General features: G+C 59.8%; 22 protein-coding genes and 2 tRNA genes. 14 read left to right on the forward strand and 10 right to left on the reverse strand.

Features of this window, described 5'->3' with window-relative positions; all coding sequences use genetic code 11:
• The 3 genes from Q9316_RS00005 to Q9316_RS00015 all read left to right on the forward strand — a co-directional run bounded on the left by Q9316_RS00005 (position 1) and on the right by Q9316_RS00015 (position 1,638).
• On the forward strand, positions 1–777 hold the full coding sequence (locus Q9316_RS00005; RefSeq protein ID WP_306031570.1) for a hypothetical protein: 777 nt from the start codon (positions 1–3) through the stop codon (positions 775–777).
• A gap of 298 nt (positions 778–1,075) precedes the next feature.
• Positions 1,076–1,330: a hypothetical protein gene (locus Q9316_RS25815; RefSeq protein WP_306031571.1), complete on the forward strand. Its 255-nt coding sequence runs from the start codon at positions 1,076–1,078 to the stop codon at positions 1,328–1,330.
• A gap of 8 nt (positions 1,331–1,338) precedes the next feature.
• Positions 1,339–1,638 (forward strand): hypothetical protein, encoded by a 300-nt coding sequence (locus tag Q9316_RS00015; RefSeq protein ID WP_306031572.1) that lies wholly within the window; start codon positions 1,339–1,341, stop codon positions 1,636–1,638.
• A 291-nt stretch (positions 1,639–1,929) separates the two neighbouring features.
• Here the strand turns inward: Q9316_RS00015 and Q9316_RS00020 are convergent, their stop codons facing one another.
• The 4 genes from Q9316_RS00020 to Q9316_RS00035 form a co-directional block, all read right to left on the reverse strand.
• A complete protein-coding gene (locus tag Q9316_RS00020; protein ID WP_306031573.1) occupies positions 1,930–2,130 on the reverse strand; it encodes a hypothetical protein in 201 nt (66 codons plus the stop codon).
• Positions 2,127–2,318 (reverse strand): hypothetical protein, encoded by a 192-nt coding sequence (locus Q9316_RS00025; RefSeq protein ID WP_306031574.1) that lies wholly within the window; start codon positions 2,316–2,318, stop codon positions 2,127–2,129. The genes Q9316_RS00020 and Q9316_RS00025 overlap by 4 nt, the downstream gene beginning before the upstream one ends.
• Positions 2,311–2,475 (reverse strand): hypothetical protein, encoded by a 165-nt coding sequence (locus tag Q9316_RS00030; RefSeq protein WP_306031575.1) that lies wholly within the window; start codon positions 2,473–2,475, stop codon positions 2,311–2,313. Before Q9316_RS00030 ends, Q9316_RS00025 begins: the two co-directional genes overlap by 8 nt.
• 87 nt (positions 2,476–2,562) lie before the next feature.
• Positions 2,563–3,144, reverse strand: coding sequence for a hypothetical protein (locus tag Q9316_RS00035; protein ID WP_306031576.1), 582 nt, complete (start codon positions 3,142–3,144; stop codon positions 2,563–2,565).
• Positions 3,145–3,571: 427 nt separating this feature from the next.
• On the opposite strand from Q9316_RS00035, the gene Q9316_RS00040 reads away from it, so the two are divergent.
• The 4 genes from Q9316_RS00040 (at position 3,572) to Q9316_RS00055 (ending at position 5,089) form a co-directional block, all read left to right on the forward strand.
• Positions 3,572–4,243, forward strand: a complete 672-nt coding sequence (locus Q9316_RS00040; protein ID WP_306031577.1) for a hypothetical protein — start codon at positions 3,572–3,574, stop codon at positions 4,241–4,243.
• Positions 4,244–4,319: 76 nt separating this feature from the next.
• Positions 4,320–4,396: transfer RNA gene (locus Q9316_RS00045), tRNA-Met, on the forward strand.
• Between the two features lie 4 nt (positions 4,397–4,400).
• Positions 4,401–4,476: transfer RNA gene (locus Q9316_RS00050), tRNA-Asn, on the forward strand.
• Positions 4,477–4,636: 160 nt separating this feature from the next.
• Positions 4,637–5,089: a hypothetical protein gene (locus Q9316_RS00055; RefSeq protein ID WP_306031578.1), complete on the forward strand. Its 453-nt coding sequence runs from the start codon at positions 4,637–4,639 to the stop codon at positions 5,087–5,089.
• Between the two features lie 92 nt (positions 5,090–5,181).
• On the opposite strand, the gene Q9316_RS00060 is transcribed toward Q9316_RS00055, so the two are convergent.
• From Q9316_RS00060 to Q9316_RS00085, 6 genes are all read right to left on the reverse strand, one after another.
• Complete coding sequence (locus tag Q9316_RS00060; RefSeq protein WP_306031579.1) at positions 5,182–5,436, reverse strand: hypothetical protein; 255 nt, start codon at positions 5,434–5,436, stop codon at positions 5,182–5,184.
• A complete protein-coding gene (locus Q9316_RS00065; protein ID WP_306031580.1) occupies positions 5,433–6,080 on the reverse strand; it encodes a ParA family protein in 648 nt (215 codons plus the stop codon). The genes Q9316_RS00060 and Q9316_RS00065 overlap by 4 nt, the downstream gene beginning before the upstream one ends.
• Before the next feature lie 69 nt (positions 6,081–6,149).
• Complete coding sequence (locus Q9316_RS00070) at positions 6,150–6,620, reverse strand: hypothetical protein (RefSeq protein ID WP_306031581.1); 471 nt, start codon at positions 6,618–6,620, stop codon at positions 6,150–6,152.
• On the reverse strand, positions 6,620–7,198 hold the full coding sequence (locus Q9316_RS00075) for a hypothetical protein (protein ID WP_306031582.1): 579 nt from the start codon (positions 7,196–7,198) through the stop codon (positions 6,620–6,622). The genes Q9316_RS00070 and Q9316_RS00075 overlap by 1 nt, the downstream gene beginning before the upstream one ends.
• Before the next feature lie 70 nt (positions 7,199–7,268).
• Positions 7,269–7,463: a hypothetical protein gene (locus Q9316_RS00080; RefSeq protein WP_306031583.1), complete on the reverse strand. Its 195-nt coding sequence runs from the start codon at positions 7,461–7,463 to the stop codon at positions 7,269–7,271.
• Complete coding sequence (locus Q9316_RS00085) at positions 7,460–9,040, reverse strand: DEAD/DEAH box helicase (protein ID WP_306031584.1); 1,581 nt, start codon at positions 9,038–9,040, stop codon at positions 7,460–7,462. Before Q9316_RS00085 ends, Q9316_RS00080 begins: the two co-directional genes overlap by 4 nt.
• 75 nt (positions 9,041–9,115) lie before the next feature.
• Here Q9316_RS00085 and Q9316_RS00090 point away from each other — a divergent pair, with 75 nt between their 5' ends.
• The 7 genes from Q9316_RS00090 to Q9316_RS00120 are packed head-to-tail and all read left to right on the forward strand — an operon-like array spanning position 9,116 to position 12,333.
• Positions 9,116–9,874, forward strand: a complete 759-nt coding sequence (locus tag Q9316_RS00090) for a ParB/RepB/Spo0J family partition protein (protein WP_306031585.1) — start codon at positions 9,116–9,118, stop codon at positions 9,872–9,874.
• Entirely contained in the window at positions 9,871–10,044 is a 174-nt protein-coding gene (locus Q9316_RS00095) for a hypothetical protein (protein ID WP_306031586.1), read from the forward strand. Before Q9316_RS00090 ends, Q9316_RS00095 begins: the two co-directional genes overlap by 4 nt.
• A complete protein-coding gene (locus Q9316_RS00100; RefSeq protein ID WP_306031587.1) occupies positions 10,037–10,690 on the forward strand; it encodes a ParB/Srx family N-terminal domain-containing protein in 654 nt (217 codons plus the stop codon). The genes Q9316_RS00095 and Q9316_RS00100 overlap by 8 nt, the downstream gene beginning before the upstream one ends.
• Before the next feature lie 14 nt (positions 10,691–10,704).
• Positions 10,705–11,091, forward strand: coding sequence for a hypothetical protein (locus Q9316_RS00105; RefSeq protein ID WP_306031588.1), 387 nt, complete (start codon positions 10,705–10,707; stop codon positions 11,089–11,091).
• Positions 11,088–11,729, forward strand: coding sequence for an ABC transporter (locus Q9316_RS00110; RefSeq protein WP_306031589.1), 642 nt, complete (start codon positions 11,088–11,090; stop codon positions 11,727–11,729). Before Q9316_RS00105 ends, Q9316_RS00110 begins: the two co-directional genes overlap by 4 nt.
• A complete protein-coding gene (locus Q9316_RS00115; RefSeq protein ID WP_306031590.1) occupies positions 11,726–12,010 on the forward strand; it encodes a Thoeris anti-defense Tad2 family protein in 285 nt (94 codons plus the stop codon). Before Q9316_RS00110 ends, Q9316_RS00115 begins: the two co-directional genes overlap by 4 nt.
• Positions 12,010–12,333 (forward strand): hypothetical protein, encoded by a 324-nt coding sequence (locus Q9316_RS00120; protein WP_306031591.1) that lies wholly within the window; start codon positions 12,010–12,012, stop codon positions 12,331–12,333. Before Q9316_RS00115 ends, Q9316_RS00120 begins: the two co-directional genes overlap by 1 nt.
• Positions 12,334–12,375: the final 42 nt, after the last annotated feature.

The following is a 12,375-nucleotide window of genomic DNA, read 5'->3' on the forward strand; positions in this document are numbered from 1 at the left end:
ATGGCAAAGAACAAGGCACAGAAGGCAGTAGTCGAAACCGTCGTAGTCGACACGCCCATCACCGACCACGAAGCCGCTATTCTGTCGGCGCTCGAAGGCGACAACGCCAATACTGACCCGGTCCAGTCCGATGCAGGCCCGGCCCCGGTCGACGGCGCAGTTGAACTGTCGCTGCCGCAGATCGCCGACAGCTACACCGAGGACGAGAAGCTCGCCATGGCCAAGAAGGTCGCCAAGGGCTTCGAGGACCGGAGCGCCTACGAGAAGCAGAAGAACCCGAACAACGACCGGATCCACAAGAACCTCGACAAGACGCGCGCCAAGCTGACGCTGCCCTCGGCGGCGGCCATCCTCATCGCGGCCCAGGTCGAGCCCGACTTCATCAACCGGTCGCAGTCGGAAGGCTCCCGCTTCAACGTCTACGCGGCGGACAAGCTCGCTGACCTGGTGAAGGGCCTTCGCGACGGGGCGCTGACCAACAAGATCAACATCGCCATCTGCAGGAGCCTCTTCGCCTTCCGGGCGGCGGGTGAGAAGTTCACCGGGGAGATGGCGAAGGCAGCGGCGTGCGACAAGATGAAGGTCAGCGCCGCCATGCAGAAGATCCTCATCCGCCACACCGTCGACCCGGGCACGATGTCGACGCAGACCTCCTCCACCATGACGGCGCTCCAGACGATGGGCATCGTCAAGAACACGGGATCTTTCCGGGCGCCGGTCTATGAACTGACCGACACGCCGCAGACCAAGCGCCTCCAGGAGGTGCTGGCAGCGTAAGGTTTCACCCGGACTGATGAAGAGGGGCAGCGCTGGGGCTGCCCTTTTTCGTGCGCTGACGAAGCCCATGGGTATCCGTGGCGCACCATGGGCGGCCTAGGGTGAAAGCAGGCGGCGCGGGGATGGGGAACCGGTGGGCTCCATGGGAGCCGGCGCTGGCTGCCCGGTCCATGGTCGACCAGGCCCTTTTCAGGCCAGGCTTCCCTATTTCGCCATTTACCGAAAGCGCCCTTTAGCTACCAGCCGCAACCCGTTGGCAGATTTGCGATGATTGATTATCGAACAAAGGAGATGACCAATGAAAACTGTTCTGATCACCTTCGCAGAGAAGCCCTGCAAAGACTATCCGCTCGCCGTCGTCGTGATCGACCCTGACAAGAACTGGCCTGCTCCGCAGCGTGGGCAAGAACATCTCGTCCGCTCGATGCGCGATGCCCGCCTTTACGCCAACGGCCTGTGCGCGGGCGCTCATATCGCCTCTGCCTACGATCGCACCTGGCCCGTCAATCCGACCGTCGACGAACGCCTCCTCGAACAGACCCTGACTAAGTGAGAACCGTCATGACCCTGTTCATCCGCTCCTGCGAAGACAACTTCCGCAACCGCAAACAAGACCTGAAGATCGAGGCCGTGCTCACCACGGCCGACGACAAGGCCGTTGCCCGTCTGACGATCCTTTATGCCGACGAAGGGATGACCATCACCACGAAAGTCCTCGATCCCGTGGCCGCCTACCAATACCCGATCATGTGCGAGGCCCATCTCGCCATGTGCATCCTCAAAACCCTGCACGAGGCCACGACCGCCCGTGACCTGGCCTTCTCGCCGAAGATCACCGAGCCCCTGCCCCTGATCATCTAAGCCCTAGAGCGCGCACCCAGCGCGCCCTTGCGGCCACCTGCCTCGACCATGGTGCTCCGAGGCCAGACAAGGAACTATCCGGAACGGTTTTGGGGAACCGGTGGGCTCCATGGGACTCGGGGTAGGTCCGATGGCTCGACCTACCCCTCTGTTTCCGCCGCCTGACGCCCGTGGGCGCGTTCGGCGCCCCATGGGGCTGTCACGGCCCATCCAACCCCTCCGCCGCCTCCCACGGGCGTCCCATGGCGTTTTCCCGCTACGCCAAAAGCCTCCCCGAAGGGAGGCTGGTGATTATCGGCTGAAGATCCGGGCGTCGCGCCGGCGGTTGTTGGCGAAGAAGGTGGAGATCGAGTGGCTGGGCATCTCCATCTCCTCCAGCTCGTCGAGATCGTATGTGTCATAAGCGGCCGCCCTCGCCTGGATGGTCGCTTTCTTGAAGCGGTGCGGCTCGACCAGGGCTTCGGCGGAGGAATGAACGGTGTGGTCTCTCATTTGCGTCTCTCGCAGGCAAGTTTGAGGGTGAGGGTCTGCCCGGTGGGCAGTTGGATCTTCCGGATCGGGAAGCGGGTGGCAGCCTCGGTGCATTCGGCGGCGGTCTCGTAGACCTCGATCGCCTGGCTCTCGATGGCAGGGCTGGCGCCAGGGGCGCCAACCAGGGTCATGAGGATCAGCTCAAACATTCAGGTCCGAGCCTTCGACGGCGCCGACGAAGAGGATGCCGGTGAGGAGGATCGCCAGGACGATCTGGAACCGGTTGGTTTCGGTCGGCTCGTAGTAGGCAAGGGCTGCTCGTCCAGCCGTGTAGAGGCCAGCGGCGGCGACAAGGAGAAATTTCATGGGTGTGCTCCAGGGGCGCGGGATGCCCGGGTGGATTGTTGCGAATATGTGAGCACGCTATCTCTAGCGTGCTCACTAAGCACTTACTTATTCAGCAGCTTTCGAAAGATCGATATTGAACTTTGCTGCAAGCTTGATCGTCGCATCGTTCTGCAAGTTCATGCGAAACTCGCTCTTGTTGATGCTGCGCAGAATGTTGAGCGCTTCAAGCGCTTTCAGCGAAGAGCGATGCTGAGACGCGACAGTCGAGTCAGCGACTTGCTTTGCGTTCTGCGCAGTGAGCGCGCGCTTCTTCGCGTCTTTGATCTTGTAGTGCGAAGAGCATGCATGCGTTGCGTCTTCGCGCGTGAACGCGATGTCTGCGCGCTCGAAAGCGAGCGCAGTCAGAAACACGCAACGATTCATTTCGTTGAAATCGCGTGCAGCGATTTCATCGACAGCGAAGCGCGACAGATTGCGCAGCTTGTCGATTTCATAGACGTCGTTTTCGAAGACGCGAACGTCAACTTGCGCGTTCGCTAAGAACGCGACGAGCTTTTCAGAATTGTTGCACTCTTTTGCGAAGTTGCGCAGCTTGTCGCGATTGCTCTCGCTCATCTTGTCAGCTTTGATAGCTGCATCGATGCGAGCATTGATAGCAGTCGAGAATGTGTTGTTGTTGTCAGTCATAGTCTTGTCTCTCTCTAGTGTAAGTCAGTGATGACTTATGTTGAACATTGAAAACAGTAGCTCTGTGACATAGACGCAAGTGTGCTTGGGATGCGTCGCATGTCATCTATTCGATTGTCAAAGAACTGAAGCGCTTTGCTTCAATCAACTGAGCTACTTGCTCTCTGTTGATGAATATAACTTAGCAGTGTGCTGTCAGAGATGCAAGCGAAGTCTTAGAAAAAAGCGTGTCAAATCAAGGGGATACCTTCATCGCTCACCAACATCCCGGTTCCCAAGCCACCTCCCCGATGTGTCCCGTCGAGCCGGACCTTGACCTAAGTTGCACCCTACCCCGGAAACCAGACCCGTAATTCCCCAGTCCACCTCCCCTTGACTGGGTAGCCGGGACGTTCGATGTCTGGCGCGGGGACGCTGGGAACTTTGCATGAGCAACATGACGATCAAGGAATGGCTGAAGCGGACGCGTTGGCCCTGGAAGGAGCCTGTGCGAGCACAGCACCCCTACCCGTGGATTCGAAACCCCCAGCGGCTACCAAAGCGGAAATCGCCTGACCGGCACAGGCTCATCATCGAGTGGGCGATGGTCATCGCCGCGATCAGTTCTGGCGCTGCGACCGTCTACGGCGCCTACTATGCTTCCCAGCAGTATGAGATGTCCCGCAAGGCGCTGACGATGAACGACCGGAACCGCTCCTTCAGCGAGTTCATGGTGACGGTCAAGAACCTCTGCGGCTTTATGGGCGAACTCGACGTGAGTGTGGATGACCTGTTCGGGCCGAAGGATGTGGATAATCGCGTCATGATTACGCAGCTCCTGCAACGCGCCCAAGCCGCGTCAGACGACCTGAACACCTGGCTCGATACCGACGAACGCGAGCAACTCACCCGTATCGTGCAGTTTTTGAACCGGCTGTTTATGCCGTTCGCGCTGTTTCGCCTGACGCAGCAGCCAACCGAGATGGTCCAACCAGATCTATCAATTGCCGGCCATACGACGCTGGTTTGCGAGATGTTTGCGAAGGACGTGCAGACCTGGTTCTCGACAGGTGTCGTGCCCCGCGAATTTGACCTGAAGTATCTCTATAAGGCGAAATAGCTAATTCGCGTTATCCGCTTTTCGTTAAATGGCTCTTGACTGTGGGTAAGTGCTTACTTAGGATCGGCGCTGTCAATGCGGGATAGAGCAGTCCGGTAGCTCGCCAGCCTCATAAGCTGGAGGTCGAGGGTTCGAATCCCTCTCCCGCAACCAATTTTGGGGAGTAGCTCAGATGGTAGAGCTGGCGACTGTTAATCGCCCTGTCGCTGGTTCGAGCCCAGCCTCCTCAGCCATTGTCTGCAAGGGATCGATCTATCTGGGGTCTGGCTGCCGTAGGTGCGTGAAGTGCCAGCAGGAGCTCGCCGACTACGCCGATGTGTTCGAGACGCCCTACCCCGCCGACGAACCAGTCGAGCCGATCCAGCTCGACCTTCCCTTCGAAGGAACCGACCATTGACAACGATCGCCTACCGGGACGGTATCATGGCCGGCGACAGCCGGGCCTATTCCGGCGACAAGCATCCGATCGGCCACAAGCAGAAGATCTTCGCCCTGCCCGGCGGCCGCCTTGTCGGCGTCTCCAGCAGCGTCGTGGGCGCGCCGAACCATTTCATCACCTGGCTGTGCTCCTTGGACCCGAAAATCTTTCTGGCGAGCGCTGTGGCCGATCAGGAGCATCTCGTCCAGGCGCTGGTCGTCGAGCCAAACGGAGACGCCTTCTACTGGAACGACGGCCGGACGTTCACCGGGCCGATCCAGGCCGACTACTATGCGATCGGCTCGGGACAGCAGACGGCACTCGCAGCGCTGACGCTCGGAAAGTCCGCCGCCGAGGCGATCGAGCTGGCGATCCTGCTCGACCCCTGGACAGGCGGCGATGTCCGGACGCTGGAGCATCCGAAATGATCTACGTCTATGGCCTGTTCATGTGCGCGGTAACGATCATGGCGATTTCTGGCTATCGGCTTTTCGCGAAATCCGGAAATAGCCCTTTCGCGCTATTTTGAACCGCCGTTGACTTCCATCCACATCTCAAAGCTCTGCTCCAGGATGTCCTTCATCTGAAGCCCGTGAACGGCGGCCGCAGACTTGTAGCGCCGGTGGAAGGTCTCCGGAACCTTGAAGCTCATGTCCTTCAAGCGCTCGCTCATGTTGTTGGCGGCGACCTGGGTCGACTGGCTGACGAAATCCATCTTCAGGCTGTTGGCGCTTGCCGGCTTCGGGACCGGGGCTTTGGTGGGTGCTTTGCTCATGCTGCCTTCTCCGAAAGTTCGTTCATTCTGGTCACGATCTCGGATGCGAGACCGTCAGCCCGTTCGTTCAGCGTGGTGAATGTCGTCTCTGCTACCGAGCGGCCGGCGTCCTGGGCCTTCTGATACCCGGTCTTGGCCGTCAGATCGTTCTTGGCGATCTCGTAGCCCGTGGAGCGCAGGATCTGGCGCACCTCCTGGACGGAGGCTTCGCTTTCCGTGACCTTGTTCAGGACGATCATGATCCGGTCGCGCGGCACGCCTTTTTGCACCAGCTCGTTCGCGAACAGGATCTGAGGCTTCAGATCGTCCGTCGACAGGCCGGTGGGTATGATGACGAGCTGGGAGACGCGTGCGATCGCCAGGGAGGAATCGTCGCTGTCCGGTTTGCCGTCGGCAACGATCAGATCGAAGTTCTCGCGCTTGAAGTTCTTCGGCGACACGTAGGGTTCGGCATGAATGACCGGCTCCAGGCCGAGCTTCATGCGAAGGCCGACCCAATCGACCGAGGTAAGCTGCTTGGTGTTGAAGTCGGCGATCTTCACGCTCCATTCGGCCGAAGCGTAGGTCCGGGCGATCAGCCGCGCCAGGGTGGATTTGCCGACCCCGCCCTTTTGGGACAGGCATGCGATGACTAATTCGCTCATTGGCTATATCCGCCTTTCGCTATTTCGTGTTCTAGCGAAAAGCGGATACCTGATTTGGGTTAACAGAGTCTAGCGCTGGTCCGGATTCGGTGTGAACTGATCCAGGTCGAAGATCTCTTCCGAGGTGCTGATCGAGGTTTCGAGCACACGCCAGCGGAATTCGTAGCTGTCGGTCGCGTGGTCGCAGATCATCTCCGCACTGGCCGGGATCTGGTGCGTGTTTCGAAACTCGCGCTTCAGCTCCTCCTCGTCGAAGGCCATGTTAAGCTGGTAGTTGCTGAGCCGGGCCGCGCGCCGCTTAATGTTGAGGCGGATCGTCCGGATGTTCGAGGTCATCGGCGCCAGCAGATAGTCATCCGGACTGCTCAGGACGGGCAGGGTAGGCGCTTCGAACACCGGAATTTCGACTGCGCCGCCGCGAATGTGATTGTCGGAGATCTGCAGCCAGCCGATCATCTCGCTGCCGCACCAGACCTGCCAGCCGCGATCCGGCTCGCCGCCGGCCATCTGGCGCTGGTCGAGATCGAGGTAGCCGCCCATTACGAGCGCTCCTTCGCCAGCGCATCGATCGCCGAGAGCAGCTCGCCACGAAAATAGGCGCGAGCGCGCTGCGGATCATCGAACTTCAGCATGCCGTCGTTGATGATGGTGCGATCGACGGCCGACAGGTCGTATTTGTCGAAGGCATTGCCGCTCGGAGGCGCCATCGGGTTCATGATCTCGATGACGACGCCGCCATGCTCCTTGAAGAAGTGACCTTGAGTTTTGCGAACCGAACCGAAGGAGTAGCGAGCGTTGGGATAGAGGTTGCGCGTGGCGATGAACGGCATGATGTGCTCGCCGAACATCTCCTCCAGGCGGTTGCCGAACTCGCCAAGCAAGATGCGGTGCTCCCAGTCCTTGCCAAGGATCGAGGTGACGCGCTTCTTGCCCTCCTGGGTCTGAACGTCATCCCAGGACAGCCCCAATTTGTTGACGGCAAACTCGCGCAGAACATGCCCGTCATCGATCGGGAGATAGTTCAGATCCGTGGACAGAATCTCCTGGGCGAGAGATTTGCCGGACTTGGGGTTGCCGCAGATGGCGATGAAACGCGGAAACTTGAGGGGTTTAGACATGCGAGACCCTATTAGATGAGTAACTGATTACTTATCTATAGCGGGCGAGCGGTCGCTTTTCGGGATTTCACTAATTCGCGATTACGCGCTCTCGTGATTTCGCTCTTTCGCCTTTTAGCGCCTGGACAGTCCTGGTCAGGAGCTGCTTCAGCTTGAGGTTCTCAGCCTCCAGCTCGGCGATGCGTTGCTCCTCCACCTTCCGGGTGAGCATGGACCTGCCATGGGAGTCGAAGAAGTGAACAGGATCGACAAGGCGGCGCGTCATGCTGCCTTCCTTTCGAAGAGCGCCCAGGGAAAATCCTGATTGGCCGGAAGAATGCCCTCGGCAAAGCCTGGCGTGGCTTCCACGATGGCCCGGCGCTGCCGGTAGTGGTCGTTGAGCGTGGTGTTGATGTTGCAGGTGTAGTCGGCGATGAATGCGTAGTTCGGCATGTTTTTCTTGGCGCGCAAGCCACGGCCGATCTGCTGGCGAAGCTGCACCTCGGCCTTGTAGCCGCCCAGACGCTGAACCAGGCCAACAGCCGGCACGTCGACGCCGACATCGAGAATCGTGGTGCCGATAAGGACGTCGATCTCTTCGGTGGCGAGCATATCGATATAGCGCCTGCGAATTTCCATCTTGGACTCGCCGTAGATGAATTTCGCGCGAAGACCGGCGGCCTTGTAGAACTCCTCGATCTTCTGACCGTGCTCCTTGCGCACGCAAAGCGCCATCACCGGCAGACCATACTCCTTCGCCTTCAGCGCGTCCGCCAACGCGGCCTGAAGCATGAAGTCGTTGTCGATGTAGCCGAGCTTGTAAGCGCGCTCCCACGGGCTCGTGCGGCGCAGCTTCGGGTGAGGGGTGCAATCAACGAACTTGAAGTAGGGTTTCGCCAGGATGCCGCGATCGATCAGCATCTTCTCGGTGATGATGATGAGCTTCGGACCGAAGGCGGCCATCAGGCGCATGTTGTCTTCGGCGCTGTCGCGCATGAAGGGCGTGGCGGTGAGAGCGACCCGGATCGTGGCGTTCTTGCAGTGCTGAAGGATCTTGTAATAGCTCTCGCCGCCGGCCTCGTGAGCCTCCTCGCCGATGACGACCTCGATCATCTCCAGGATCTTGATAATCTGATTTCGCTTTTTCGTCTTTTCGGCAAATCGCTCTTTCGCGATCTTGACGATCTCCTCCCGGGACAGGTTCTCATCCTTGGTCTTGGAAAGATGGATCGATTTGACGATCGCCCGGATCTCCTTGTTAAGATCGGGCTCTTCCAGAGCCTGGACCAGCGTCTGAACCATGCCGAGGTTGACGCCCTTTACCACCTTGAATTCGCCGTCGCCGATCTGCCCGGTGTTGAGGCCGATTTCCTTGAGCTGATCGTCCATCTGGTAGAGGAGGATGCCGCGCGTCGTCAGGAAGAGCGTCATGCGCCGGTAGCGCGCCATGATCAGCTTGGCGATGACAGACTTGCCGCCGCCGGTGGCGACTTGAATGATGCCCCGTCCGTGCTTCTCAACCTGGCGCAGCGCGCGCCACTGAAAATCGTAGGGCTCGAACTTGGAAACGACGGGCTTTTCCGGACCGAGCGGCTCGGCATGCGGCTTGCGGATCAGGTGCACGTTATGGCCGCGCTTGGTCAGCTCGGCGTGCACCAAATACACGAAGCCGGCGGGAAAGGCGTGTTTCGTCGTATCGTAGAAGCTGGACTTGCCGTCCCAGCGCCCGGAATTGACGGACCAGATGTGATCGGCGCCATCGACGACATAGGAAAGCAGGTCGGCCGTGACCTGCGCAACATCGGCCGGCGGATTGACCAACTTGGCGGCGGTGGCGTTGTGGGCGAGCTGAAGAACAGCCATTGAATTTTCCTCGCTGCCTCTTGCAGGCTTTGCGTGATATGATAAGTAATAGGTTACTTACCAGAGGATGATTCATTGTCGCAACCACAATTGCTCAACCTCGACCCTCAAATGCTGACGCCGAATCCGTGGAACACGAACATCGTGTCGCCGGACAACGAGACGAAGCTTGAAGAGTCGATCAGACGAAACGGCCTGTTCAAGCCGGTCATCGTGCGTGAGCTTCCCGTGCTCAAGCTCTCCCAGCCGGCACAACCGGTCTACGAGATCATCGGCGGCGAGCATCGCTGGCAAGTCGCCAAGAAAATCGGCCTCGCTCAGATTCCCGTCGTCAATCTCGGGCAGATTGACGACAAACGGGCCAAGGAGATCTCGGTCCTCGACAATGCCCGCTACGGCGCAGACGACACGCTGTCCTTCGCAGAACTTCTCAAGGGTCTTGGCGATGTCGTCGAACTCCAGAGTTTTCTTCCTTTTGGCGACGAAGACCTGACAACGATCTTCTCAAGCGCTGATATAGCGCTCGATGACTTGGAGATTGATGGGAATTTCGAACGCGCCGAAGGCGAGTCCGATGCCCCCGAGCCACCGGCGGCCAAGGCGCCGAAAACCCACACCGTCATGCGTTTCAAGGTGTCGCTGCGCGACGCCGAGCGCCTCACGGCCCTGATCGCCCGGACGCAGAAGGCCCAGGGTCTCACCGACGCCGACGATTTGACGAATGCCGGTGACGCGCTGGTCCACCTGTTGGTCGATCAGTTCGAGGTGAAGGCCTCGGCCGGCGCCTTCCAGCTCGACGAAATCGACGCCGCGCTCGCGGAGGTCGCGGCGTGAAGGAAACGAAATTCCCCGAGTGCACCGGATGCCGCTTCTTCTCCGCCAAATTCGAACGGCCGGAGTGTCGTGAATGCGGGGCAGGGGAGTTTTACGAGGAAAAGATCAACACCCGGCAGCCGTCGCGCGATGAGCTGATGGACATGCTTCAAAGGGACTACGATGAGTGATCAGCCGAAGATCGAGCTTTGGGATATCGACAAGCTCGTCCCCTATGCCCTGAACGCCAAGAACCATCCCGAGCACGAGATCGAGAAGCTCGCGAACGCCATTCTCACCTACGGCTGGACCCAGCCGATCGTGGTTTGGACGAATGGCGACATCATCGCCGGCCACGGCCGCCGGCTTGCCGCCATCAAGCTCGGCCGCAAGAAGGTGCCGGTCATCGTCCGGTCGGACCTGACGAAGGACCAGGCCGATGCGTTGCGCCTGGCCGACAACCGGGTGACTGGTTCGTCTTACGACATGGCGATGATCCAGGATGAGCTGCGCCGCCTGTCGGAGACCGATATCGATCTGCTCACCCTCGGCTTCGACGAGAAGGAGCTGGATTTCTCGACGGCCGATCTCGGCGAGATCGACACGGACTTCTTCACCGACGACATTTCCGGCGCCGTCGAAGCCCAGCAGCAGGCCAACGCCAAGAAGACTGAGGAGGTGGATGACACAGCCGCCCCGGTTGGCGATGCTCTCGGTTTCAAGCGCGTGACCATCGCCCAGTCCCGCATCATTCGCGACTTCATGTCCAAGGTCGAGGACGATACAGGCCTGAAGGGCGCAGACGCCCTCGTCACCTATATCGGCGCGAGATCGTAAGTAAGGACTGACTTATGGTCGACACGCCGCAGGATGCAGCACCGGACGTCAACGAGATCGCAAAGGCGAAAGTCATCTCCATCCGAACACGCCGCGAGGTGCCGCCGGAGGAGCTGGAGGTGCTTGAACAGGAGCTGGGCGGGAAAGAGCAGGGCACGCCAGTTGATCTGGACACCGCCGAGATGGTCGAGAATTTCGCCGACATGGTTCAGGACGGCCGCTACGCCGGCGCGCTGATCGTCGGCTGGAACCCCAACGACAAGTGCTTTTTCTCCGACCTCGTGCTGCCGAACGACGATCACGCCGACCTGTCGGCCATGAAGCTCATCGGCCAGCTCGAAATGATCAAGGGCATGCTCATGGAGATCATCCAGAGCGAAACAGTGGTGGAAATGGAATGACGCAATACACCATCTCCCGAGCGTTCAAGTCCAATGTCGAGCGTTCCCAGCGCGTGCTGGAGATCGGCGAGAGCTTCGGTCTGGCGCTGTCGGACAAGGAGTTCGTCATCTATGACAACCTGAAGATCGACATCGATGACGGCGATATCGTCTACATCACCGGCCAGTCGGGCTCGGGCAAGTCGCTGCTGCTGCGTGACCTGAAGGCGCAGATGGCAGGGGAGGGCAAGAAGATCGCCGACCTCGGCGATATCGTGCTCGAAGACAAGCCTGTCATCGACCTGGTGGGCGCCTCGACCGTCGAGGCGACCGACTACCTGGCGAAGGCCGGCATTTCCGACGCCTGGATCTACATCCGCAAGCCCTCCGAGCTGTCGGATGGCCAGCGCTACCGCCTGAAGCTTGCGAAAATCATGGAGCAGGATGCCGACGTCTGGATCGCCGACGAGTTCGGCGCCGTCCTCGATCGCGTCACGGCCAAGATCGTCGCCTTCAACATCCAGAAGGTCGCGCGGCGCCTGGGCAAGACCTTCATGGTCGCCACCACCCATACCGACCTGGGCGAGGAACTCGGCCCGGACCTGACGATCACCAAGCGCTTTCGCGAAAAGGTCGACGTCGAGCGGAGGGCTGCATGAACTACGGAGCCGCTCTTGAGCATGTGAAGGCCGGCGGCCGGGCGCGACGCAAGGAATGGCGAGCGAACCAGTTCGTGTTCCTCAATCCCGGCTCCAAGCCGGCTGATCTGCGGGGCGCCAAGCGCATCGCGGCGGCCTTGGCCGGCGAACTCTTCGACACGGGCGACAAGGGCACGACGCTTCGCCTGCCAAATCTCAACCTAGCCTCCTCCGGATCAACCGAAACCGGCTGGCAGGCGAGCCAGGTCGACCAACTTTCCGAGGATTGGGAGCTCATCTGATGAAACATCAAGGCTGGATCGGCGTCGACCTCGACGGCACGCTCGCGGAATACGACCATTGGCGCGGTATCGATCACGTTGGCGCGCCCATTCCGGCGATGTGCCGGCGCGTGCGCGAATGGCTCGACCAGGGCAAAGATGTTCGCATCTTCACCGCACGCTGCGCCGGGCCGGAGGATTGCAGACCGGCCATCAATCACTTCTGCATGGCCCAGTTCGGCACTCTGCTGCCCATCACAAACGTCAAGGACTTCGGCCTGATCGAGCTGTGGGACGATCGCGCGGTGCAGGTCGAATACAACACGGGTCGAAGGATCGGATAAATGGCGAAATGGCTTTTTAGCGCTTTCGTGTTTTCGCTGCTG

This window comes from Shinella zoogloeoides (assembly GCF_030733845.1).
Classification (GTDB): Bacteria; Pseudomonadota; Alphaproteobacteria; order Rhizobiales; family Rhizobiaceae; genus Shinella; species Shinella zoogloeoides_C.